39 protein-coding genes are annotated in these 23150 nt (G+C 36.3%); 36 read left to right on the top strand and 3 right to left on the bottom strand.

The window, feature by feature from the left end:
• The 33 genes from rplV (at position 1) to GYV61_RS04850 (ending at position 17664) form a co-directional block, all read left to right on the top strand.
• Positions 1-354, top strand: a complete 354-nt coding sequence (rplV, locus tag GYV61_RS05010) for a 50S ribosomal protein L22 (RefSeq protein WP_034980453.1) — start codon at positions 1-3, stop codon at positions 352-354.
• Between the two features lie 13 nt (positions 355-367).
• A complete protein-coding gene (gene rpsC, locus GYV61_RS05005) occupies positions 368-1039 on the top strand; it encodes a 30S ribosomal protein S3 (RefSeq protein ID WP_046325354.1) in 672 nt (223 codons plus the stop codon).
• Complete coding sequence (rplP, locus tag GYV61_RS05000) at positions 1039-1479, top strand: 50S ribosomal protein L16 (RefSeq protein WP_046325353.1); 441 nt, start codon at positions 1039-1041, stop codon at positions 1477-1479. Before rpsC ends, rplP begins: the two co-directional genes overlap by 1 nt.
• The gene (gene rpmC, locus GYV61_RS04995; protein ID WP_046325352.1) at positions 1469-1666 is read left to right on the top strand and encodes a 50S ribosomal protein L29; all 198 of its coding nucleotides are present in this window, start codon (positions 1469-1471) and stop codon (positions 1664-1666) included. Before rplP ends, rpmC begins: the two co-directional genes overlap by 11 nt.
• A gap of 18 nt (positions 1667-1684) precedes the next feature.
• Complete coding sequence (gene rpsQ / locus GYV61_RS04990; protein WP_034980439.1) at positions 1685-1951, top strand: 30S ribosomal protein S17; 267 nt, start codon at positions 1685-1687, stop codon at positions 1949-1951.
• A 32-nt stretch (positions 1952-1983) separates the two neighbouring features.
• On the top strand, positions 1984-2352 hold the full coding sequence (gene rplN, locus GYV61_RS04985; protein ID WP_034980437.1) for a 50S ribosomal protein L14: 369 nt from the start codon (positions 1984-1986) through the stop codon (positions 2350-2352).
• Between the two features lie 16 nt (positions 2353-2368).
• Entirely contained in the window at positions 2369-2632 is a 264-nt protein-coding gene (rplX, locus tag GYV61_RS04980) for a 50S ribosomal protein L24 (RefSeq protein ID WP_046325351.1), read from the top strand.
• 14 nt (positions 2633-2646) lie between these two features.
• Complete coding sequence (rplE, locus tag GYV61_RS04975; protein WP_046325350.1) at positions 2647-3189, top strand: 50S ribosomal protein L5; 543 nt, start codon at positions 2647-2649, stop codon at positions 3187-3189.
• A gap of 12 nt (positions 3190-3201) precedes the next feature.
• Positions 3202-3387 (top strand): type Z 30S ribosomal protein S14, encoded by a 186-nt coding sequence (locus tag GYV61_RS04970; protein WP_034980430.1) that lies wholly within the window; start codon positions 3202-3204, stop codon positions 3385-3387.
• Positions 3388-3409: 22 nt separating this feature from the next.
• A complete protein-coding gene (gene rpsH, locus GYV61_RS04965; protein WP_046325349.1) occupies positions 3410-3808 on the top strand; it encodes a 30S ribosomal protein S8 in 399 nt (132 codons plus the stop codon).
• A 24-nt stretch (positions 3809-3832) separates the two neighbouring features.
• Positions 3833-4363 (top strand): 50S ribosomal protein L6, encoded by a 531-nt coding sequence (rplF, locus tag GYV61_RS04960; protein WP_034980425.1) that lies wholly within the window; start codon positions 3833-3835, stop codon positions 4361-4363.
• A gap of 23 nt (positions 4364-4386) precedes the next feature.
• The gene (rplR, locus tag GYV61_RS04955; RefSeq protein WP_046325348.1) at positions 4387-4746 is read left to right on the top strand and encodes a 50S ribosomal protein L18; all 360 of its coding nucleotides are present in this window, start codon (positions 4387-4389) and stop codon (positions 4744-4746) included.
• Between the two features lie 16 nt (positions 4747-4762).
• On the top strand, positions 4763-5269 hold the full coding sequence (gene rpsE, locus GYV61_RS04950; RefSeq protein WP_046325347.1) for a 30S ribosomal protein S5: 507 nt from the start codon (positions 4763-4765) through the stop codon (positions 5267-5269).
• A gap of 13 nt (positions 5270-5282) precedes the next feature.
• On the top strand, positions 5283-5468 hold the full coding sequence (gene rpmD / locus GYV61_RS04945; protein WP_046325346.1) for a 50S ribosomal protein L30: 186 nt from the start codon (positions 5283-5285) through the stop codon (positions 5466-5468).
• A gap of 23 nt (positions 5469-5491) precedes the next feature.
• A complete protein-coding gene (gene rplO / locus GYV61_RS04940; protein ID WP_046325345.1) occupies positions 5492-5932 on the top strand; it encodes a 50S ribosomal protein L15 in 441 nt (146 codons plus the stop codon).
• On the top strand, positions 5932-7227 hold the full coding sequence (gene secY / locus GYV61_RS04935) for a preprotein translocase subunit SecY (RefSeq protein ID WP_174795012.1): 1296 nt from the start codon (positions 5932-5934) through the stop codon (positions 7225-7227). Before rplO ends, secY begins: the two co-directional genes overlap by 1 nt.
• Before the next feature lie 10 nt (positions 7228-7237).
• Positions 7238-7894 carry an adenylate kinase gene (locus tag GYV61_RS04930; protein ID WP_046325343.1) on the top strand — a complete coding sequence of 219 codons (657 nt, stop codon included), beginning with the start codon at positions 7238-7240 and terminating at the stop codon, positions 7892-7894.
• 65 nt (positions 7895-7959) lie between these two features.
• On the top strand, positions 7960-8181 hold the full coding sequence (infA, locus tag GYV61_RS04925) for a translation initiation factor IF-1 (protein ID WP_034980408.1): 222 nt from the start codon (positions 7960-7962) through the stop codon (positions 8179-8181).
• Positions 8182-8195: 14 nt separating this feature from the next.
• Positions 8196-8312 carry a 50S ribosomal protein L36 gene (gene rpmJ / locus GYV61_RS04920; protein WP_006729432.1) on the top strand — a complete coding sequence of 39 codons (117 nt, stop codon included), beginning with the start codon at positions 8196-8198 and terminating at the stop codon, positions 8310-8312.
• 20 nt (positions 8313-8332) lie between these two features.
• On the top strand, positions 8333-8683 hold the full coding sequence (gene rpsM / locus GYV61_RS04915; RefSeq protein WP_034980405.1) for a 30S ribosomal protein S13: 351 nt from the start codon (positions 8333-8335) through the stop codon (positions 8681-8683).
• 21 nt (positions 8684-8704) lie between these two features.
• A complete protein-coding gene (rpsK, locus tag GYV61_RS04910) occupies positions 8705-9088 on the top strand; it encodes a 30S ribosomal protein S11 (RefSeq protein ID WP_034980403.1) in 384 nt (127 codons plus the stop codon).
• A gap of 45 nt (positions 9089-9133) precedes the next feature.
• A complete protein-coding gene (locus GYV61_RS04905; RefSeq protein WP_046325342.1) occupies positions 9134-10072 on the top strand; it encodes a DNA-directed RNA polymerase subunit alpha in 939 nt (312 codons plus the stop codon).
• 26 nt (positions 10073-10098) lie between these two features.
• The gene (gene rplQ, locus GYV61_RS04900) at positions 10099-10482 is read left to right on the top strand and encodes a 50S ribosomal protein L17 (RefSeq protein ID WP_046325341.1); all 384 of its coding nucleotides are present in this window, start codon (positions 10099-10101) and stop codon (positions 10480-10482) included.
• A 404-nt stretch (positions 10483-10886) separates the two neighbouring features.
• Entirely contained in the window at positions 10887-11738 is an 852-nt protein-coding gene (locus GYV61_RS04895) for an energy-coupling factor transporter ATPase (protein ID WP_174795011.1), read from the top strand.
• Positions 11714-12559, top strand: coding sequence for an energy-coupling factor transporter ATPase (locus tag GYV61_RS04890; protein ID WP_174795010.1), 846 nt, complete (start codon positions 11714-11716; stop codon positions 12557-12559). The genes GYV61_RS04895 and GYV61_RS04890 overlap by 25 nt, the downstream gene beginning before the upstream one ends.
• 4 nt (positions 12560-12563) lie before the next feature.
• Positions 12564-13361, top strand: coding sequence for a CbiQ family ECF transporter T component (locus tag GYV61_RS04885; RefSeq protein ID WP_174795009.1), 798 nt, complete (start codon positions 12564-12566; stop codon positions 13359-13361).
• Positions 13361-14146, top strand: a complete 786-nt coding sequence (gene truA / locus GYV61_RS04880; RefSeq protein ID WP_174795008.1) for a tRNA pseudouridine(38-40) synthase TruA — start codon at positions 13361-13363, stop codon at positions 14144-14146. The genes GYV61_RS04885 and truA overlap by 1 nt, the downstream gene beginning before the upstream one ends.
• A 106-nt stretch (positions 14147-14252) precedes the next feature.
• Entirely contained in the window at positions 14253-14696 is a 444-nt protein-coding gene (gene rplM, locus GYV61_RS04875; protein WP_122037880.1) for a 50S ribosomal protein L13, read from the top strand.
• Positions 14697-14707: 11 nt separating this feature from the next.
• The gene (rpsI, locus tag GYV61_RS04870) at positions 14708-15103 is read left to right on the top strand and encodes a 30S ribosomal protein S9 (RefSeq protein ID WP_034980394.1); all 396 of its coding nucleotides are present in this window, start codon (positions 14708-14710) and stop codon (positions 15101-15103) included.
• 195 nt (positions 15104-15298) lie between these two features.
• Positions 15299-16156, top strand: a complete 858-nt coding sequence (locus tag GYV61_RS04865) for an ABC transporter ATP-binding protein (protein ID WP_174795007.1) — start codon at positions 15299-15301, stop codon at positions 16154-16156.
• Positions 16137-16787 carry an ABC-2 transporter permease gene (locus GYV61_RS04860; RefSeq protein ID WP_174795006.1) on the top strand — a complete coding sequence of 217 codons (651 nt, stop codon included), beginning with the start codon at positions 16137-16139 and terminating at the stop codon, positions 16785-16787. Before GYV61_RS04865 ends, GYV61_RS04860 begins: the two co-directional genes overlap by 20 nt.
• A gap of 18 nt (positions 16788-16805) precedes the next feature.
• The gene (locus GYV61_RS04855) at positions 16806-16970 is read left to right on the top strand and encodes a hypothetical protein (protein WP_174795005.1); all 165 of its coding nucleotides are present in this window, start codon (positions 16806-16808) and stop codon (positions 16968-16970) included.
• Positions 16971-17307: 337 nt separating this feature from the next.
• The gene (locus GYV61_RS04850) at positions 17308-17664 is read left to right on the top strand and encodes a DUF6176 family protein (RefSeq protein WP_174795004.1); all 357 of its coding nucleotides are present in this window, start codon (positions 17308-17310) and stop codon (positions 17662-17664) included.
• Positions 17665-17753: 89 nt separating this feature from the next.
• Here GYV61_RS04850 and GYV61_RS04845 read toward each other — a convergent pair whose 3' ends face one another.
• From GYV61_RS04845 to GYV61_RS04835, 3 genes are all read right to left on the bottom strand, one after another.
• A complete protein-coding gene (locus GYV61_RS04845) occupies positions 17754-19019 on the bottom strand; it encodes an ABC transporter permease (protein ID WP_174795003.1) in 1266 nt (421 codons plus the stop codon).
• Positions 19016-19699, bottom strand: a complete 684-nt coding sequence (locus GYV61_RS04840; RefSeq protein ID WP_174795002.1) for an ABC transporter ATP-binding protein — start codon at positions 19697-19699, stop codon at positions 19016-19018. Before GYV61_RS04840 ends, GYV61_RS04845 begins: the two co-directional genes overlap by 4 nt.
• A 90-nt stretch (positions 19700-19789) precedes the next feature.
• On the bottom strand, positions 19790-20863 hold the full coding sequence (locus GYV61_RS04835) for a S66 family peptidase (RefSeq protein WP_238786752.1): 1074 nt from the start codon (positions 20861-20863) through the stop codon (positions 19790-19792).
• Positions 20864-21091: 228 nt separating this feature from the next.
• On the opposite strand from GYV61_RS04835, the gene GYV61_RS04830 reads away from it, so the two are divergent.
• Genes GYV61_RS04830 through GYV61_RS04820 form a run of 3 tightly spaced genes read left to right on the top strand, consistent with a single transcriptional unit; the run spans position 21092 to position 22914 of the window.
• Positions 21092-21406, top strand: coding sequence for a PadR family transcriptional regulator (locus GYV61_RS04830; protein WP_158596002.1), 315 nt, complete (start codon positions 21092-21094; stop codon positions 21404-21406).
• Entirely contained in the window at positions 21399-22022 is a 624-nt protein-coding gene (locus GYV61_RS04825; protein ID WP_174795001.1) for a DUF1700 domain-containing protein, read from the top strand. The genes GYV61_RS04830 and GYV61_RS04825 overlap by 8 nt, the downstream gene beginning before the upstream one ends.
• A 25-nt stretch (positions 22023-22047) precedes the next feature.
• Complete coding sequence (locus tag GYV61_RS04820) at positions 22048-22914, top strand: DUF4097 family beta strand repeat-containing protein (RefSeq protein WP_174795000.1); 867 nt, start codon at positions 22048-22050, stop codon at positions 22912-22914.
• Positions 22915-23150: the final 236 nt, after the last annotated feature.

The raw sequence follows: 23150 nt of genomic DNA, 5'->3' as shown, positions 1-23150 counted from the left end.
ATGGCAGAACAAGTTAGTTCAGCTAGGGCAGAGGCAAGAACAGTTCGTATTGCTCCAAGAAAAGCACGTTTAGTCGTTGATTTGATTCGTGGCAAAGACGTAGCTGAAGCATTGGCAATCTTGCAATTTACGCCTAGAGCTGCTTCCCCAATCGTTGAAAAAGTTTTACGCTCAGCAATTGCAAATGCAGAACACAATTACGATCTTGAAAGTGCTAATCTTTATGTGTCTGAAGCATACGTAAACGAGGGAGCTACTTTAAAGAGATTTAGACCACGTGCCAAGGGTATGGCTTCTCCGATTAACAAGAGAACTAGTCATGTAGTTGTAGTAGTGTCAGAAAAGAACGATTAAGGGAGGTATATTAATGGGTCAGAAAATTAACCCAAATGGTTTTCGTCTCGGCGTGATACGTGACTGGGAATCTAAATGGTATGCTGACAGAGGATACAAAGAAACCTTAAATGAAGACCTGCGCATCAGAAAATTCATTGATAAGAAATTAAAGAATGCCTCTGTTTCTACTGTTGAAATTGAACGTGCAGCCAATAGAATCAACGTCTCAATCAATACATCTAAACCAGGTATGGTGATTGGTAAAGGTGGTTCTGAAGTTGAAGCATTGAGAAGAGAATTAAATGCTTTGACTAAAAAACAGGTTCACGTTAATATTGTTGAAATTAAGAAGCCAGATCTTGATGCTAAATTGGTAGCTGAAAGTATTGCTAGTCAACTTGAAGCTCGTATTGCTTTTAGACGTGCTACTCGTCAGGCAACTCAAAGGACAATGCGTGCCGGTGCTAAAGGAATCAGAGTACAAACTTCTGGTCGTTTAAATGGTGCTGACATGGCAAGAAGAGAATGGCATACAGAAGGCCGTGTTCCATTACAAACTTTAAGAGCTGATATTGATTATGCTTGGGTAAATGCTTACACCACCTATGGTGAAATTGGCGTTCAAGTATGGATTAACCGGGGTGAAATCTTACCTTCTAAAAGTAAGAAGCCCGAAAAAGCTGCGAAGGGAGGAAACAAATAATGCCTCTAGTACCAAAAAGGGTAAAACACCGTCGTGAGTTTCGTGGTAAAATGCGTGGTGCCGCTAAGGGTGGTAAAACTATCGCTTTTGGTGAATATGGATTAGAAGCCCTTGAATCCCACTGGATTACTACTCAACAAATCGAAGCTGCTCGTGTTGCGATGACTCGTTATATGAAGCGTGGCGGTAAAGTTTGGATTAGAATTTTCCCTCAAAAGTCTTACACTGCTAAAGGTGTTGGTGTACGTATGGGTTCTGGTAAAGGTGCACCAGCAGGCTGGGTAGCTGTAGTCAAGAGAGAAAAGATCATGTTTGAAATTGGTGGCGTTAACGAAGCAACTGCTCGTGAAGCTTTGAGACTTGCTGCAACTAAGCTTCCAATTAAATGTAAGTTCGTGTCTAGAAGTTCGGAAGTAGGTGGCAATTCTAATGAAGGCTAAGGAAATCAGAGCATTAACCACTGATCAAATGTTAGACAAAGAAAAGCAATATAAAGAAGAACTCTTTAATTTGCGTTTTCAACAAGCAACGGGTCAATTAGAAAATACCGCTCGCCTAAGCAAAGTCCGTAAAAATATTGCTAGAATTAAAACAATTCTTAGTGAAAAAGCATTGGAAAAAGATTAGTGGAAGGGAGTTATTAACTTGAGCGAATCAATCGAAAGAAATCATCGTCACGTATATCAAGGCCAAGTAATTTCTGATAAGAATGACAAAACTATCACTGTAGTTGTTGATACTTATAAGAATCACCCTGTTTACAAGAAGCGTATCAGATATTCAAAGAAATACTACGCACAAGATGATAAAAATGAAGCTAAAGTTGGCGATACTGTTCGTATCATGGAAACTCGTCCATTATCTCGTACAAAGCGCTTTCGTTTAGTTAAAATTGTTAAAAAATCTGTTTAATTTTGCGGATTTAGTGAGGGGAGGATTATATAGTGATTCAAAATGAATCCCGTTTGAAGGTTGCTGATAACTCAGGTGCCAGAGAACTTTTAGTTATTAGAGTCTTAGGTGGATCAAGACGTAAGACTGGTAACATTGGTGATATTGTGGTAGCAACTGTTAAACAAGCAACACCAGGTGGCGTTGTCAAAAAAGGTGACGTTGTCAAGGCCGTCATTGTTAGAACAAAATCAGGCGCCCGTCGTGAAGATGGTTCATACATCAAGTTTGATGAAAATGCTGGAGTAGTTATCAATGCAGATAAGAGCCCACGCGGTACTCGTATCTTTGGGCCTGTTGCACGTGAGCTGCGTGAGCACGACTTTATGAAAATCGTCTCTCTTGCTCCTGAAGTCTTATAATAAGTGAGGTGCACTGATGTTTGTTAAAACTGGTGACAAAGTAAAAGTTATTGCCGGAAAAGACAAAGGTAAAGAAGGCATTGTTTTATCTGTTAATGTTAAAAAGAACCGTGTGGTTGTTAAAGGCGTTAATAAGATTAAGAAACACCAAAAGCCTTCACAGACTAATGCTAATGGTGGTGTGGTTGAATCAGAAGGTTCAATTCACGCATCAAACGTTAAAGTCATTGCAAAGTCTGAAGGCAAAGCAAATGATAATAAAGAAGAAACTAAGAAGTAGAAGGGAGGACACAAATGGCAAATTATTTAGCTCAAGAATATAAAGAAAAAATTGTTCCTGCATTGCAAGAAAAGTTTGATTACAGCTCAGTTATGCAAGTACCAAAGATTGAGAAAATCGTTTTGAACATGGGTGTTGGTGATGCTGTTTCCAACGCTAAAAACTTAGACGAAGCTGTTGAAGAATTAACTTTAATTTCAGGTCAAAAGCCTTTGGTAACAAAAGCCAAAAAGTCAATCGCTAACTTCCGCTTGCGTGAAGGTATGTCTATCGGTGCTAAGGTTACACTTAGAGGAGATAGAATGTATGACTTCTTGTATAAGTTAATCAGTGTTTCACTTCCTCGTGTTCGCGACTTCCGCGGTGTTTCAAGCCGTTCATTTGATGGTCGTGGTAACTACACTTTAGGTATTAAGGAACAATTAATTTTCCCAGAAATTGACTTTGATAAAGTTAATAGAACTAGGGGTTTAGATGTTGTTATCGTTACTACTGCCAATACAGATGAGGAAGCTAGAGAACTTCTAAGTCAATTTGGTATGCCGTTTGCAAAATAATGGAGGACATTAATGGCTAAGACATCACAAAAAATTAGAAATCATCGTCCTGCTAAATTTTCTTCACGTGAATACACTCGTTGCGAGAGATGTGGTCGTCCACGCTCTGTTTATCGTAAGTTTGGCTTATGCCGTATTTGCTTGAAAGATTTAGCTCACAAAGGTCAAATTCCTGGCCTTAAAAAGGCTAGTTGGTAATACGGATAGGAGGATAGCATAAATGGTCATGACAGATCCGATCGCAGATTACTTGACTAGAATTAGAAATGCTAATATGGCAAAACATAATTCAGTTGAAGTTCCTGCATCAAATATTAAAAAATCTATTTCAGAAATTTTGAAACGCGAAGGCTTCATCCGTGATTACGAAGTTACCGATGACAACAAGCAAGGTATGATTAAGATTTTCCTGAAATATGGTCCTGACGGAGAACGTGTCATTTCAGGCTTAAAGCGAATTTCTAAGCCAGGTCTTAGAACTTACGTGAGCGCTGAAAATTTACCTAAGGTACTTAATGGCTTAGGTATTGCCATCGTTTCTACTTCTGCTGGTGTAATTACCGACAAGGAAGCAAGACAAAAAGATGTTGGTGGCGAAGTTATCGCCTATGTATGGTAATTCTGACAGAAAGGAGAACAATCAATGAGCCGTATCGGTTTAAAAACAATTGAAGTCCCAGATAGTGTCACTGTTACCAAGAAGGGTGACAATATCACTGTTAAAGGACCTAAAGGTGAATTAACCAGATATTTCGATCCAAAAATCACTTTTAAACAAGAAGATGGTAAAATTAACTTCTCACGTTCTAGTGAAAGCGACAAAGCTCTTCATGGTACCGAGAGAGCTAATTTAGCCTCTATGGTTGAAGGTGTAGTTGATGGATATAAGAAAACTTTAAAGTTAATCGGTGTTGGTTACCGTGCAACAGCACAAGGTAATAAGCTAACTTTAAATGTTGGTTATTCACACCCAGTTGTAATGACTGCACCAGAAGGTGTTTCAGTGAAAGCTACTTCAGCTACAGACATTGAAGTAGAAGGAATTTCTAAGCAAAATGTTGGACAATTTGCTGCTGAAATTCGCGATGTACGTCCACCAGAGCCTTACAAAGGTAAAGGTATTCGTTATACTGACGAATATGTACGTCGTAAGGAAGGTAAGACAGGTAAATAGAAAATAATTTTTGAGGTGAAATTGTGATTTCAAAACCAGATAAGAACAAATTGCGCTTAAAGCGTCACAAACGTATTCGTAGCAAAATTTCTGGTACTGCTGAGCGCCCACGCTTAAGCGTTTTCCGTTCAAACAAAAACATCTACGCTCAATTAATTGATGACGTAGCGGGTGTAACGCTAGCAAGTGCCTCAACTTTAGATGATGCTGTAGCTAAGGATCAGACTAAAGTAGAACAAGCTCAAGCTGTTGGCAAGAATATTGCTGAAGCAGCGAAAGCTAAAAACATTACTAGTGTAGTGTTTGACAGAAGTGGTTATTTATACCACGGCCGTATTTCAGCTTTGGCAGATGCCGCTCGTGAAAACGGATTAGAGTTCTAGGAAAGGAGATAAATACATGGCAAACCGCAACGATTCTCGCAATAATCGCAGAAATAAGGACGACATCGAAGATCAGTTAGTAGCAATTAATCGTGTCACCAAGGTTGTCAAGGGTGGTCAACGAATGAGATTTGCTGCCTTGGTAATCGTTGGCGACAAAAAAGGTCGTGTAGGCTTTGGTACTGGTAAAGCTCAAGAAGTTCCAGAAGCAATCCGTAAGGCCGTTGAAGCTGGTAAAAAGAACATGATCAAAGTTCCTAAGGTTGGCACTACTATTCCTCATGAAGTAATTGGTCATTATGGCTCAGGTAATATTATGATTAAACCTGCTCCAGCTGGTTCTGGTGTTGCTGCTGGTGGTGCCGTTCGTATCGTTATGGATATGGCTGGTATTGCTGATGTTACTTCCAAGTCACTTGGTTCTAATACTCCAATTAATGTTGTTCGTGCAACAATAGATGGTTTGAAGAAACTTAGAACAAGTGAAGACGTTGAAAAGCTTCGTCACGCTGAATTAGATTAGGGAGACAGGATAAATGACTGAATTAAAAGTTACTTTAATTAGAAGTGCTGCACACCGTCTGCCTAACCAAAGAAAAGTTGTGAAAGCTCTTGGTTTAGGTAGAATTAACAGTACAACTACTTTACCAGACAATGCTGCAACTCGTGGTGCATTGATGAAAATTGCCCACTTGATTTCAGTTGAAGAAATTAATAATTAGTTAATTGAGGAGGTGCCAAATTAATGAAGCTTCATGAATTACATGCTGCTGAAGGTTCACGCAATACTAGAAAACGTGTTGGTCGTGGTACTTCAAGTGGTTTTGGAAAAACTTCTGGCCGTGGCCAAAAGGGACAATTGTCTCGCCAAGGCGGTCATACCCGTTTAGGCTTTGAAGGTGGTCAAATGCCATTATTCAGAACTATGCCAAAGCGTGGATTTAAGAACGTTAACCGCAAAGAGTATGCAATCATTAACTTAGATGATTTAAACAAGTTTGAGGATGGTAACGAAGTTACAGTTGCTAGTCTTAAAGAAAAAGGTTTGGTAAAGAAAGAATTATCAGGCGTTAAGTTGCTTGCAAAAGGTGAGTTAAAAGTTAAGTTAAACGTAAAGATTAACAAAGTTTCCGCCGCTGCGAAGAAAGCAGTTGAAGATGCAGGCGGATCTGTTGAGGTGATCTAATGTTTTCGACCTTGAAGAACGCCTTTAAGGATAAAGAAATTAGAAATAAAATTTATTTCACACTCTTTATTCTTTTGATTTACCGAATTGGAGCTAATATCACTGTTCCAGGTGTCAACGCAAAAGCGATTACTCAAGTTGCACAAACTGGTTTGGTCCCAATGCTGGATACTGTTTCTGGTGGTGGACTTGATAACTATTCAATATTCTCTTTAGGTGTTTCACCTTACATTACTGCACAAATTGTTATTCAACTTTTACAAATGGACATAGTTCCAACGTTGGTAGAGTGGGGTAAACAAGGAGAAGTAGGACGCCGTAAGACTAATAACGTAACCCGTGTGCTTGCATTGTTTGTGGCATTCATCCAAAGTATTGGTATCACGCTTGGTTTCAATGCTTTGACTGAGATGGGGTTAGTCAAGTCACAGACTTGGCAGTCCTACTTTGAGATTGCAATTGTAATGACTGCCGGAACAATGTTGCTAACCTGGTTAGGTGATGAAATCACTGATAAGGGTCTGGGCAATGGAGTTTCTGTTATTATTTTTGCAGGTATTATTGCTAGGCTACCGCGAGGACTGTGGCAGCTATATAAAGAAGACGTTATTAACAACAGTGTGAGTGATCGTTGGCAAGGGATTTTGTTCTTCATCGCGATTATCATTGCAATACTTATCGTAACGCAAGTAGTTACATGGGTAGAACAGGCAGATCGCCGAATTCCAATACAATATACAAGAAGAGCAACTATTAGTGGCTCTGAAAGTTTTTTGCCATTGAAAGTTAATGTTTCTGGTGTTATTCCAGTTATTTTTGCTAGTTCTTTCATCATCACACCGGCAACAATTTTAATGGCTTTCCAAAAGTCTCAAGGCGACCAGCAATGGTACAAGATAATGACTAATATCTTTAGTATGCAAACTACACCTGGGGTTATAATTTATACTGTTTTAATAATTCTATTCACGTTCTTCTATGCTTTTGTTCAGGTTAACCCTGAGAAGCTGGCAAAGAACTTGCAGAAGCAGGGCGCTTATATCCCAAGTGTTTGGCCGGGTAAAGATACACAAGATTATGTTTCTAAGGTATTGATTAGATTATCAACAGTAGGATCTGTATTTTTAGGACTTGTAGCTTTATTACCACAACTTGCTACTAATTTTTGGGATTTACCAAGTTCAATTGGATTAGGCGGTACCAGTCTTTTAATTGTTATTGGTGTCGTCTTGGAACTATCTCGTCAAATTAACGGATTGTTAATGAAGAGAGAATACGTTGGATTCATCAGATAGGGACGGATAAATGATTAATATATTTCTTTTAGGTTTGCCTGGTGCGGGCAAAGGTACGGTATCAGAACAAATTGTCGATAAATATCATCTAACTCATATTTCAACTGGGGATATGTTTAGAGAAGCAATGGCTAATGAGACTAAAGTTGGTCTTGAAGCTAAAAGTTACATTGATAAAGGTGATTTGGTACCGGACGAAGTTACTGCCAAATTAGTTGAAGAACGTATAGGGCAACCTGATATTAAAGAGGGTTACATCTTAGATGGTTTTCCACGGACTATTGTACAGGCGGAACTTTTTGAAGATATTGCTAAACGCGTCAATAAACAATTAACAAACGTAATTTCACTTGAAGTTAAAGAAGAAACTTTAGTAAAACGTTTGTCAGCACGCTTTATGTGCAAAAATTGTGGTGCTACTTATAATAAGATTACAAAAATGCCCCAAGTTAAAGGGACTTGTGATCGTTGTGGCAGTCATGACTTTTATCAACGTGAAGATGACAAGCCTGAAGTAGTAAAAAATCGTTTAGAAGTAAATGAAAAGATGAATACACCGCTAAAGGACTTTTACCAGAAAAAAGGTTTGTTAACTGTTGTTGATGGTGAACAAACCCCTGAAGAAGTTTTCAAGAATGTTGATGCGGTTTTAAGTAAAAAGCAATAATTTGTATATTTACTTTTCCGTGTTATAATTTCAAAGTATGACTGTTTAAATGCGGAGGAACGGCTTTGGCAAAAGATGATGTCATAGAAGTAAAAGGTAAGGTTGTTGATACCTTGCCTAATGCTATGTTTAAAGTTGAATTGGAAAATGGAGCAGTGATTTTAGCACATGTTTCCGGTAAGATTAGAATGCATTATATTCGAATTTTACCTGGAGACCGTGTTACAGTTGAACTTTCTCCTTATGATTTAACTAAAGGTAGAATAACTTATCGATTTATAAAGTAATAACGGAGGGAAACATGAAGGTTAGACCATCTGTTAAACCAATGTGTGAACATTGTAAGATAATTAAAAGAAATGGTCGTGTAATGGTTATTTGCTCTGCAAATCCAAAGCACAAGCAACGTCAAGGTTAGAAAAATAGGAGGTGCAATTTATGGCACGTATTGCTGGTGTTGACTTACCAAGAGATAAAAGAATAGTTGTTGCATTAACTTATATTTATGGTATTGGTGAACCAACAGCACAAAAGATTTGTGCGGATGCTGGTGTTTCTGAAGACATACGTTCAAAAGATTTGACTCCAGATGACCAAGAGAAGCTTCGTGCAGAAGTTGATAAATACCGTGTTGAAGGTGACTTACGTAGAGAAGTCAGCATGAACATTAAGCGGTTAATTGATATTGGTTCATATCGTGGTATTCGCCACCGTCGTGGACTTCCAGTTCGTGGTCAAAATACCAAGAATAATGCTCGTACACGTAAGGGTAGTAAAAAGAATAAATAAAAATTTTAAGGAGGTTTATTGATGCCTAAAACAGCACGTAAACGCCGTGTGAAGAAGCACGTTGAAAAAGGCGTTGCTCATATCCATTCTACGTTTAACAATACTTTAGTCATGATTACTGACGTTCAAGGCAATGCAATTGCTTGGTCTTCAGCTGGTGCATTAGGCTTTAAAGGTAGTCGTAAGTCTACACCATTTGCGGCACAGATGGCAGCAGAAGCAGCAGCTAAGAGCGCAATGGATCAAGGCATGAAACATGTTGAAGTTTCTGTTAAAGGTCCTGGTGCTGGCCGTGAATCTGCTATTAGATCGCTACAAGCGACTGGGCTTGAAATCACTGCAATTCGTGATGTTACCCCAGTTCCTCACAATGGTTCTAGACCACCAAAACGTCGTCGTGTTTAATTTTGTTCTTAATGAAGGACATTGCGTTTTGAAAGGGGCCTAGTAATGATTGAATTTGAAAAACCAAATATTACCGTTGTGGACCAAGAAAAGTCGTATGGTAAATTTGTTATTGAACCACTTGAACGAGGCTTTGGTACTACTTTAGGTAACTCATTACGTAGAGTTTTACTGACATCTATCCCAGGTACAGGACTTGTTTACGTTCAAATAGATGATGTCTTACACGAATTCTCAACCGTTCCAGGCGTAAGAGAAGATGTCGCTAAGATAATCCTGAACCTTAAGAAACTTGAATTAAAGTCTTTTTCAGATGAACAAAAAATTATTGAAATTGACGTAGAGGGTCCGGCTACTGTAACCGCCGATGATCTCAAAGCTGACGCTGATATTCAAATCCTGAATCCTGACCAATATATTTGTACTATTGCTGATGGTGGTCATTTGCATATGCAAATTGCTGTCCAAAATGGCCGTGGCTACGTTGCAGCAAGTGACAACAAGAGTGAGGATATGCCAATTGGGGTTATTCCGGTTGATTCTTTGTTTTCACCAATAAAGAAAGTTAATTATCAAGTTGAATCAACTCGTGTTGGTAAAAGAGACGATTTTGATAAGCTCACCTTAGAGATTTGGACAGATGGTTCAATCAAGCCTAACGATGCCCTCAGTTTCGCTGCTAAAATTTTAGTCGCACACTTTAAAGTGTTTGAAACTGCTGATGCAAATACTAAATTCAATGATGTGATGGTTGAAAAAGAGGACGATACGGCAGAAAAGAAGCTTGAAATGACAATTGAAGAGCTTGATCTTTCTGTTCGTTCATACAATTGTCTTAAACGTGCCGGAATTAATACACTGCAAGAACTTACTGATAAGACAGAAGCAGATATGATGCGTGTACGCAATTTAGGACGGAAATCGTTGGAAGAAGTTAAAAACAAGTTAGCTGACTTGGGACTATCACTTCGTCAAGAAGATTAATTTCGAAAAATAAAGGAGGTAAACTGATGGCATACCGTAAATTGGGACGAGACAGTGCACATAGAAAAGCAATGTTAAGAGAAATGACTACTCAATTGATCATGAATGAACGCATTACTACTACTGAAACACGTGCTAAAGAAGTTCGCAAGACTGCCGAAAAGATGATCACTTTAGGTAAGCGTGGAGATTTAGCCGCAAGAAGAAGAGCCGCTGCTTTTATTCGTGATGAAGTTGCAGATATTCATGAAGAAAAAGATGCAGTAGTTGTTAAATCAGCTTTACAGAAGCTTTTTAGCGATGTGGCACCTCGTTACAAAGACAGAAATGGTGGTTACACCAGAATTATGAAGCTTGCTACTGCCCGTAAAGGTGATGCAGCTCCAATGGTTATTCTAGAATTAGTTTAATTCGAATAATCTAAACTTAATAGCTATTAAGAATTATCCGTGAGAGTGAGAATAAGCGTTAAGATGATGACGAAAGTTTAGTCTAGCTTAGATAATGTGATTTATCCCTCCTCATGGATGATTTTTTTTGCTTTAGATTTTACTTAATTGAAAATGTACAAATAAAACTTAATTGACTTTTACCTCATATTCAGTTTTAATACTTTAATTTAGTGAGGCAAAATGAATTACACTGCTGCAAGCAAAGTAAAAATCATTTATTTAAAAGCTACTCCTTTTGATATTGCTAAAATTTATTAAAAAAAGCCAGATAGTAATGATAAAAATAGAAAGATTGCAAACTTTGTTCAGAAATCATAATATTTTTGGTACAATTGAATCAGACTTTTTAGGACGGTGAGAGTATGACAACTGACAGTATTATCAAAATAAAAAATGTAAGCTTTACGTATCCAGAGTCAGGAACTCCCGCTATAGACAACATTAGTCTTGATATTAAACGGGGTTCATGGACATCAATTATTGGCCATAATGGCAGTGGCAAGTCGACAATTATCCGCCTGATTAATGGTTTACTGGTACCTGATGAAAAAGGAAAACCTGAAATTGAAGTGGACGGCTTAAAACTAAATGATGATACCGTTTGGGAAGTTCGAAACAAAGTTGGAATTGTCTTTCAAAATCCTGACAATCAATTTGTGGGAGCTACAGTGGCTGATGATGTCGCATTTGGCCTAGAGAATCGCGGAGTTTCTCACACTGAAATGGTAAAGATTGTTCCTGAAGCAATTAAAGCGGTGGGGATGAGCGAATACACCAATGCTGAACCAGCAAATCTTTCAGGAGGACAAAAACAAAGAGTAGCAATTGCTGGGATACTGGCTATTAAACCTAAGATTATTGTGCTGGATGAAGCTACGTCAATGCTTGATCCAGAAGGTAGAGACCAAATATTATCAATAGTGCAAGCGATGAAGAATAAATATGACTTGACAGTAATCTCAATTACGCATGATATTGATGAAGCTAATATGGCTGACCAGGTTTTGGTAATGAATGATGGTAAATTAATTACTAAGGGCAGTACTAAAGATGTCTTTAGTCAAGTTGATCTGTTGAAAAAGTTGGGCTTGGATGTACCATTTTATGAGCAAGTCAAAGCAAAGTTACTGGTTGACTCTGTTAAAATTCCAGCCAGTATAGATTCAGAAAAAGAGTTGATCAATTACTTATGTCAATTAAATTCGAACATGTAAGTTACATTTATTCTCCAGAAACACCACTTGAAAAAAAAGGTTTAGACAATGTTTCTTTTAAGCTGCAAGATGGTTCTTTTAATGCAATAATTGGTCATACTGGTAGTGGTAAATCGACACTTATGCAACATTTTAATGCTCTAATTAGACCTACATCTGGGAAAATAGAAATAGCTGGCACAACTATCACACCAGAAACTACCAATAAAAATTTAAAAGAATTGAGAAGACATGTTAGTCTGGTTTTTCAATTTCCAGAAGCACAGCTATTTGAAAATACGGTAATAGATGATATTGCTTTTGGACCTAAAAACTTTGGTTATGATAATGAAAAAGCTCTTGCAAGTGCCAGGTTTTGGCTAAAAAAAGTTGGTTTACCTGAAGAGATTGGTAAACGATCACCTTTTGAGTTATCTGGCGGACAAATGAGAAGGGTAGCGATAGCGGGTGTTATGGCTTATGAGCCAGATATTCTCTGTTTAGATGAACCAGCCGCTGGTCTTGATCCTGAAGCACGTAAACAAATGATGGCACTTTTTTCTGAGTATCAAAAAGAAGGACATACTGTAATATTAGTTACTCATAATATGGATGATGTAGCTAATTATGCTGAAAATGTTTTAGTCATGGAGCACGGTAAAATGATTAAACAAGCTGCACCAAGAGACATTTTTAAAGATCGTAATTGGTTACAAAAGCATCATTTAGAAGAGCCTAAGCCATCCTTGTTTGCAACTAAATTGCAAAACTATCAGTTTGCAAAATTACCATTAACTATAGCTGACTTAGTAAAAGATATAGAAACCAATTTAAAGGGGTGAGAATGTGAGTAAAATCTTAATTGGCCGTTATGTAGCTGGTGACTCGATAATTTATCGTATGGATCCAAGAGGAAAATTACTAGCAACTATTATTTTTATTTTATTCGTATTTTTAGCCAATAATCCAGTTTCTTACCTAATTGTAACTATTTTTAGTATAGCTGCTGTAGCTGCCACTAAACTAAAACCAAAAGTCTTTTGGGATGGAGTTAAACCCCTAATTTGGTTAATTTTGTTCACGTCCTTTTTGCAGTTGTTTTTCTCAGTTGGTGGAACCGTCTATTGGCAGTGGACAATTTTTGCATTGTCTAGTTATGGTATCACCAATGCTATTTATATTTTTATCCGCTTTACAGTGATCATCTTAATTTCTACAGTAATGACTGTTACAACTAAACCACTTGAAATTGCTGATGCTATTGAATGGCTATTAAAACCGCTAAAAATAATTCATGTTCCAGTCGATAAAATCGCTCTAATAATGTCAATAGCTTTACGATTTGTACCAACTTTATTTGATGAAACTTTAAAAATTATGAATGCCCAACGTTCACGAGGTGCAGATTTTAATAATGGCGGGCTAGTTACTAGGGCAAAGGCGATTACCCCTCTCCTGGTTCCACTATTTATTAATTCGTTAGAAACAGCGATTGATTTATCAACTGCGATGGAATCACGTGGTTATCGTGGAGATCAAGGTAGGACAAAATTTAGAATTCTAAAATGGTCCAATGTTGATCTTATTAACTTGATTTATTTCATTTTACTGTTAGGGCTTTTATTAATATTTAGGACACATTAATGACAACAAGATATAAAATGACGGTTGCTTATGACGGACACCTTTTCCATGGCTTCCAGTATCAACCTCGTCAAAGAACTGTGCAAGGAACGATTGAAGCCGCGTTATCTAAAATGACTAAGGGCAAAAATGTGGTTGTTGAGGGTTCAGGACGTACAGATGCAGGAGTTCATGCATTGGGCCAGGTAATTCATTTCGACTATCCTGATAAACTAATTCTGCCAGAAAGAATGATTTGTGCTTTAAATTCGATGATGCCGCTAGACATTGTTTTTAAAAAATGTGAGATAGTTGATGAAAAATTTCATGTGCGGTATAGCGCTAAAGGTAAGTGGTATCGCTATCGCGTTAGTTTAGACAGATTTGTCGACCCCTTTAAGCGTCTCTATACGGGACATTATCCTTATCCAGTTGATGTGGAAAAAATGAAAAAGGCTTCTTTTGATTTACTGGGAACACATGATTTTACCAGCTTTGCAGCTAGTGGAGGCCAAATTAAGAACAAGGTTCGCACGATGTTTTATGTAAATATCCAAAAAGATAAGCAGAATAATGAAATTGTCTTTGATTTTATCTGCTCTGGTTTTCTTTACAATATGGTCCGTATTTTAGTAGCAATGTTATTAGAAATTGGTAGGGGTAAGCGTCCTGTTAATGATATTCCCCGGGTAATAATGGCACAGGATCGGGAGCAGGTAAGAGAAACTGCTCAGGCAAGTGGGTTATTCTTATACCATGTTTTTTATGATGATATACCTAAAAAATATAGGCTCGACAGGGAATAATATTGACTTTTTAATTGAAAAGAATTATTATATTAAAGTATGTTTGTCCACGATAGGCCCCGGAATCTTATTGTTTTCAAACAACGTATAAACGGAGGAAATTAAATTGCGTACTACACAATTAGCGAAACCTAATGAAATTGAACGTAAGTGGTATGTTATTGACGCAACAGATGTATCTTTAGGTCGTCTGTCAACTGCAGTAGCAACTATTTTAAGAGGTAAGAATAAGCCTCAATATACACCAAACGTTGACACTGGTGATAACGTCATTATAATTAATGCCGCTAAACTAAAGTTAACAGGTAAGAAAGCTACTGACAAGATTTACTACCATCACTCTGATTACCGTGGTGGCATAAAGGCCACTCCAGCCGGAGACTTGCTGGCTAATAATCCAGTTAGATTAGTTGAATTGTCAGTTAAGGGTATGCTTCCTAAAAACACTCTTGGTCACCAAGAATTTATGAAGATGCATGTTTATGCTGGTGCTGACCATAAGCACGAAGCACAAAAGCCTGAAAAATTAGACATTAACAAATTAATCTAGGAGGTTAAATAATGGCACAACAAGTCGCATATGCAGGTACTGGTCGGCGCAAGAATTCTGTTGCACGTGTTCGTTTAGTACCAGGTAGTGGTAAAATTACCGCTAATAATAAAGATATTGATCAATACATTCCTTTTCCTAATTTAGTTAAGGATTTGAAGCAACCATTGACTTTGACTGAAACTGAAAATCAATATGATGTTAAGGTTAATGTCAATGGCGGAGGTTTCTCAGGTCAAGCTGGAGCTATTCGTTTAGGAATTGCTCGTGCTCTTCTTGAAGTAGATCCTGATTTTCGTGGTCCACTGAAGAAGGCAGGTTTCTTAACTCGTGATCCAAGAATGGTTGAACGTAAGAAACCAGGTCTTAAGAAGGCTCGTAAGGCTTCACAATTTAGTAAACGTTAATCAACACGATTATATCAAGGTTTCAAAACACTTCATGGTTCACACCATGGAGTGTTTTTTGGTACTTTTTAGCTAAATTCACACACTTTCACATCAATACTTTAAAAAAGCAATATGCTGTTTGACTTTGATAATCCTAATTTGAAGTAGTTTAATGGTTATATATATGATGTTGCAATCTTAGCGAGGTATAAAATGAATACAAAACCAATTATAGAAGTGCTAAATTTAGGTAAGCGGTACGCAGATTTTCAACTACAAATTAACAATTTAAAAATAAATGAAGGTAGTATTGTTGGTTTAATTGGTGAAAATGGGTCAGGTAAGTCAACTTTTTTGAATTTACTATTAAATCAAATAAAAAGTGAAATAGGCAATGTAAAAATTTTTGGTTTAGATTATGTTAAAGATGAAAACCAGATAAAACTTAACTTAGGTGTAATTTTGGAGCAAAATTATTTTCCAAACTCATTTTCTGTTCAGCAAATTGAAAAAATGCTAGAAAAAATTTATTCCCGGTGGGATAAAAAACTCTATCACAATTTAATTGATGATTTTGATTTGTCTACCAATAAGCCTATTAGTAATTTTTCAAGAGGGATGCTTGTTAAATTAAATTTTGCTGCCACCCTTTCTCATCATCCTAGACTCTTAATTGCTGATGAAGCAACCAGTGGGCTTGATCCAATTATAAGGAAAGAAATCTTGTCTTTGCTAAAAGAATATGTAAGCGATAATCAAATGACGGTATTATTGTCTTCACATATCTTAAGCGATTTAGAACAAGTTGCTGACTATTTTGTTTTTATTAAAAATGGCAATATTTTATTAAAGGGTGGCCGGAGCGAATTGCTTAACCACTATACGATTAAAACCGAAATAACAAGCTTGCCATTGAAAAACATCAAATATAAATTATGCCAAGATAACTTGGTTCAATATCTAGTTGATGTATCACAAGAAAGAGTTGGTTATAAAGATTATGCTTCATTAGAAGAAATATTGCTATTTTTAGTAAAAGGAGTGAGGATGGATGAAGGGACTTCTCTATAAGGATTTGCAACTTATATTAAATAAGGTAAGTTTAATAGGTAGATTGCTAATTATATTAGTACTACTTTTGGTGACAATTTTTTGTAGAGAGTCTGGAACGATTTTTCTCTCAATCATGGGACCGATTGGTTTAGCATCAATACCAACTAGTCTATTAGTTGCTGACCAAGAAAATGGATGGAACAGATTTGTCGGTGTTTTCCCTATTCCTAAAAAAAACATAGTTTTGGCTAGATACATTTTTTGTATTTCATTAATTCTATTTATTAGCTTTATAACTTTAATTTTAAGTATCGGCACTGCTCTAATTTTCCAACAATTTAGTCTGCAAATCCATATATTGATAGCGATAGTTGGCTTATTGATTGGTATCATGTATGTAGTTCTCTTACTTCCAGCAGTTTATGCATTCGGTACGTTTGGCAGCACAATCGTAAATATACTGGTCTTAGTCCTTATCATGGGAGTGATTTATATTTTGCAGAAAACGACTTGGGGTCTATTGTTTATCACTTGGATTAGTAATACTAATTCTTTACTATTAGTAATCGCAAGCTGTATCTTAATTGCAGTAATATCAATCGTTTCAATGATAATTTCAACAAAAGTATATTCCAACACATTTAAGTAGTTAGGAGCTTGAACTATTATGAGTAAAAAAATATATCATCAAATAGCTGTTGCTTTAGCAATAGTTTCAATTGTACTTGCAGTCGGGATACTGATCTGGGGAGAAAGAGGGACTGCTTTTATTGCAATTATTCCAGCCGTAATTGCAGATTTAATAGAACGGAAGGTAAAGAAAGTAAAATAATTAACTGGGAGTGCTCTACAAAATTGTAACCAAAGTAAGTTATTGAGTGGTTTGAGTTGCTAATATTTATAAGCTCAGTTCATATATTTTGGGAGTAAATTAACACCACTCAGATGAAGTTAGTAGAAATTTATTGAAACAGTGTTTTCAAAAAGTGTGGGAATACCAGATATTAAAAGCTTTTTGAAATTTAGTCAAATAAATGTTATTCAAACTAGGTCTTAAGAAAGCGCTAATTATTTATTTTTAACGAATTACACCATTTATTATAAAAATTTAAGGCACCAACATAAGTTCGGTACCTTTTGTTTAGATTAGATAGGATTAAAGTAGAATTATGACAAAAACTGAATTAACCCGTTTTCGCATTAAAAAAGGAAAAGAAGCGAAGGCACAGGAATGGATTGACTTTTTAAATGAACATCATCAAGATACTGTAGCAACAATGGCGGGAGAAAGAATGTATATTGAGACTGTATTTAAAGAGGAGTGTGCGGATGGTTACACATACTTTTATTGGTATTCTATGCAAGGAGAAGGAGGAAATGCAGTCGAAGATTCGGATAGTTATATTGATCAAAAACACTTAGAATATTGGGACGAGTGTATAGATACTGCATATAGGCCAGTGGATATGAAAGTGATGAAAAAACTAGTAGCACCTAAAATCAAATGTATTATAGATGCTGATTAAATAAAAAATCTAATAAGGTGTAGTTATTTGAATAAAAGAAAGGCAAAAAACGTCAGATATTATCTGGCGTTTTTTAATGTTGCAATTATTTATTCATATCTTAAAGCAGTGATGGGATCTAATTTTGCTGCTCGTTTGGCAGGCAGTGTTCCTGCTAAAAAGGTAATTATACAGATGATGCCAATAATTAGTAAGCTACTAGTCCAGTTGAACTGAATTAAGGTAAAACCATCCAGCCCTTTTAAGAATGACTTAGCAGCAAAATTGTTTATGGCACTACCTAAGCCCATTGCCAGTAATAATCCCAATGAAGAGCCAAACAAACCAATTAAGATCGCTTCGCAGCTGAAGATGGAAAATACTTTACCTTTGCTAAGCCCTAATGCCTTCATAAGACCAATTTCTTTTGTACGATCTCTCACTGACATGTACAGGGTATTAATTACTCCAAAGCAGGCAGCTACTAATGCGATAGCTCCAAAAACAATTAAAACCCCAGTGACTGCGTTGAATGTTAGGAAAAGTTCATTGACTGCTTCCTTAAGAGTCATACCGGAATATCCTTTTTTAGTTAAATTATCCTCAACTTTCTTAATGCTGCTGGCACTCTTGTTAACAGGAGTAGCAATAACACTAACATACTTATCTTTTAATGCATGCGGAAGACCTTTTTGGTTGGCGGCAATTATTTTTTGCCCTAAGCCATTACTGTAAATAGCAAAACCTTTTGATACTATACTATCGTTTCTGACTCCAACAACCGTAGCAAATATTTTTGCTTTTTTCCTGGTAACGGGTGATTTTGTCACTAAAGTAACTTTTTTTCCGAGTGCATCTTGAGCATTTTTGAAGCCATAAGATTTAACCATTGGTTTAGTGATTAAAATCTGGGCCTTTTTTCCGCTAGTTGCAACTTGGTGACCAACTTTCAGGTCGTAATTGATTCCTTCCGATATTTGCGCAATTATAAGATATTTAGTTTTATTACGGCCTTGGACATAGTCAACATCACAGTCCTTTAGCGCTTTAAAATCTTTTAAGCCTTTAACAGATTTGATTTTTTTAACGTCGTTTTTGTCCATCATACCATCAGCGTTTTGACTGCTTTTCTTGGTATTATATTTTTGAGGTTCATTCGTATCTTGACTGGAACTCCCAGGCAAAATAGACATTTGCTCAGTTTTACCAACATTGCCGACTTGCTTTTTTAAATAATCATTAACACCATTATTAATACCCATAGTAATGGCAATAGTTAGGGAACCAATGAAAACAGCAATAATGGTTAGGAATGTCCTTCCTTTATTGTGCCATAAGTTTGTAGCCGCCGAGTTAAGAATATCATGAAATTTCATTGCTGTGTTCCTCCTACTACTTGACCATCTTTAATCTGAATCTGACGTTCACACTTTTTGGCTAAATCCGGATCGTGGGTAACAATTATTAAAGTGATATTTTTTTCTTGATGTAATTTAAATAAAATATTTTCAATTTTTTCGCTAGTAGCTGAATCCAAATTTCCTGTCGGCTCATCAGCAAAAATGATTTGGGGATCATTGACTAAAGCACGTGCAATACAGACCCGTTGCTTTTGTCCCCCTGATAGAGCACTGGCCTTATTTTTGACTTTACTTTCTAATCCAACTGCCTTGATTGCTGCTAGAGCTTTTGTACGGCGCTCTCTGCCTGTGACTCCAGCTATTTTTAGAGGGAGCATGACATTTTCCAATACGCTGTCTTGAGCGTTTAAGAAAAACTGTTGAAAAACAAAACCAAATGTTTGATTGCGCAGCTTATTTAATGCTTTATTCTTAATTTTACTTGTGGGTTTATTATTTAAAAAGACGCTGCCAGTAGTGGGGTGGTCAAGAAGTGCCAGGATGTGCATCAAGGTAGACTTACCCGAACCACTTTTGCCAATGATAGCCACCGAATCACCTTTGTTAATCTGTAAATTTATTCCACGTAAGGCATCAAACTTTGTTGCACCTTTGCCATAGGTGCGAGTTACACCACGAGTTTCAAGTAAACTCATAGATTTTCCTTCTTTCTTTGTATCGCTGTAATATATATATAATACACCATGACTAAAAAAAGGCAAATATTTTTTTAAAATAATTTCAGATTAGGCAAACCAGGGTTCCATAACTTTTATCTCTGGTTTTTCAAAATCAATTTGTGTTAGCGCGCCGTATGGCAGAGCAGCACGGGGATAAGCATGTCCAATATTTACATTATATAAAATTGGTGTATTAAAGGTAGCAGTCTCTTCCAGTAAGACTTTTTTATACTCAGAAAAATATTTTTTATCCTGCGGTTTACCAACTAAAATAGCTCGCACATTGCCTAAAATACCCACTTCAGCCAGTTTAGCTACTTCTTTACGATAAAATTCAGGAGCTGGTTTTTCTTCGCATGTTTCTATAAATAATATTTTATCTTGAGCTTCTTCCTCTGTAAGCATGAGATGATATTGACTGGCGATAGGCGGTTCGTCTTCATAACGATTAGGGACTAAGTCATCGTAAAGGCTATCAATACAACCTCCCCATAGTCTTCCCAGAATTTTTCCGTGACCGCGTAGCACCTCATAACCAGTATCTTGGTGGTTTATCCTTTTTTTGCCAACTTGGCTGATTGAATAATCAGTTCTTTCTTCATACCAGGTTTCACTAGCAGGAATGATGGTTGCAGGTGAATTCTCAAAATAATGATTTAAAGTTTTTTTGGTGTAAGGTAAAAGTTCGTTTTCTAGATCTGCAAAATCAGTTAAAAAGCTTGGACCATAAAAAGTTTGCATTCCTAACCTGTAAAACATTAAATGATTATTCGTGGTATCAGAAAAACCACTAAACAACTTGGGATGCTCAAAAACAGCAGTTTTAAATTCCTGATCTGCCATTAAATAAGGCAGTGTCCTGTAGGTATCATCCCCACCAATTGCGGCAATGATTCCTTTGATATCTGGTTCTAAAAATGCTGCTTTTAAATCGGCAGCGCGTTCAGCAGGATGACTTTTGATGTATTTAATACCGCTGAGAGCATGGGACATAAAAACAGGCTGTAAACCAAGTTGCTTCAAGTGCTTAATTCCTTGTTTAAGTTCATGAGAAGCAAAATTCTCTCCCAGAGTACCAGCTGATAAACTGACTATTGCTATCTCATCTCCAACCTGTAAATGTCGTGGTTTCATTAACATAGATTGAACCTCCATTATTAAAAATAGTTATTAGTTTTTTATCTTACTATAAAAACTTGGCCTAGAAAACCTTAGTGAATGTGTAAATTTAAGAAACAAACAAAGGGATAAAGGTTTGCAAAATTTGAGAATGCAAAAATAATTCAGTGAAAGTTCTATTAATTGCTTGAATGCATTTTGATTAAGCTCTACAATATTATATATAATATAATAATGGAGGAAATAATTATGACGATAGTAATTTCAAATCGTCTTCTTGATGGAGTTGTCTTAGCTTTTATTAAAGAAAACAGTGGTTATAGTCGTGGAATAACAAACTGGGCTAAAGCAACTTTTGGTATTTCTGAGTCTGCCATCTATCCTGTCTTGAAAAGATTAAGGGAAAACAAATTCTTATTAGTTGGTACCAGGCTTTTTCAGGGAAGAAGCAGGAATTACTATCAAATTACTGCTTCAGGTAAAGCAGAATTAAAAACAATTAAAAAAGAGTGGTACAGTTTTAGCACTAAGATAAATCAAATTATGGGAGAAGAAAATGAATAAAGTTATTGATAATTATATTTTGCAGTTAAAGCAAAATCTTGTTAATTTGCCTAATTCTGATATGCAAGATGTTGTGGAATTTTATCAGGAGTTTTTACTGGACGGCAATTACCATAATGAATCAGAGATAATTGCTGAGTTAGGGACTCCCAAGCAATTAGCACACAAAATTATGGCGGACTATTCAGTTTCAATACCTGAAAGAGAAGAGGCACACAAAACCAGCTCCAAGTCTAACTTAAAAACCATTTGGGTTATTTTATTGGGAGTTCTGGCTGCACCCATCGGCATACCATTAGCATTAGCAGCAGTAATAGTTATGGTAGCAGTATTGATTGCATTGGCCGCAATCTTTATTGCTTTAGCTATCATTATTACCTCTTTATTCATCGCTGGTGCTTTTATATTGATTAGATCGTTTGGACTGCTTTTTGGTGGCTACTGGGCTTCAGGCTTTTTCTATGTTGGAGGAGGTTTAGTTTTAACATGTATCAGCTTAATGCTATTCCCAGTAATTATGAAGTTTATTCGCTTCCTAACTGCAGAATGTGCTGCTTTTTTTCAACACATTGGCCGGAAAATTTTCAAGCAGCGTTACTATAAAACCAATGTTTAGATGAGTGAGGAGGATTGGATTAATTATGAAAAAGTTTTATCGTATATGTGGATTGGCCATAACTGTTGGTCTTGTTATGATGCTCGTTGGCTGGTCTAATAACGGTGTAAGACCAATAATTGCTAATCATAACCACTTTACTTTGACCGCTATTGATGATTCTAAGCTCACACGTACATATACTTCAAACCACAAATTTAATAAAGTTTTTATTCAAACTGATTCCTCTGATGTTTTTCTTCATTCGGGCAAAAAATACCAAGTTAATGTTACTGGAGTTAATCCAGATGCAGTACAAGTCAAATTAGCAAATAACCGTTTGGATATCTATGAGCCCAGACCTATTGCAATCAATTGGCGTAAAATTGGTTCCAGAATTGACGTAACTGTTCCTCAAAATGTTCACTATACCGAATTTGATAGCGACAGTGATCACGGAAACATCAGATTAAAAGACCTGAAAGCTAATGCAAATTTTGTGAGTTGTATGGATGGTTATTTAGATATTGATAATATTGACACGAAAAATACAAGTTTAATAACTGGTAGCAACCATAGATTAACACTCAATAACTCTGATCTGGGTAATGCAGAAGTTAAAATAGATGGAGGTTGGTGCAGACTTTTAAATTGTCGTTCAACAATGACTCTGGATGCTTCTAACGCTAATATTACAATTAACAATTCACAACTTAGCAATAGAAATTCTTTTACTTTACAAAGTAGCAATTTAGTAATTAAAAATACGTCTAACCTAAGTTACCAGTTGACAGCAGATGGCAAAGCAATTAGGTATAAGGGTTCAAAGCCTTATGAAAACTTCATCAAAAAGAACTCCAAGAAAAATTTTCTTTTGGTTGATTCAACAGAAGGAACTATTACTATTAAGTAAAAGTATAGCAGGCTCTTTTATCATCAAACTAAGTCCTGAAAGTCAAATAACTTTCAGGGCTATTTTTATAGTTAAACTTTTAGAAAAAACTTAGATTATAAAACAGCTTGTATTAAACAAACCTAGTTAAACAGGATTATGACTACTTTAAATATGATTTTTCCAATTTAAATGGAAAATACTGGTACTTACAAATTAATTATTAAAAGATAATATATTTATTGAAAAGGTTTTCA

The organism is Lactobacillus melliventris, from assembly GCF_013346935.1.
In the GTDB taxonomy this organism is placed as follows: Bacteria; Bacillota; Bacilli; order Lactobacillales; family Lactobacillaceae; genus Lactobacillus.
This window is presented reverse-complemented; position numbering and strand designations above follow the sequence as displayed.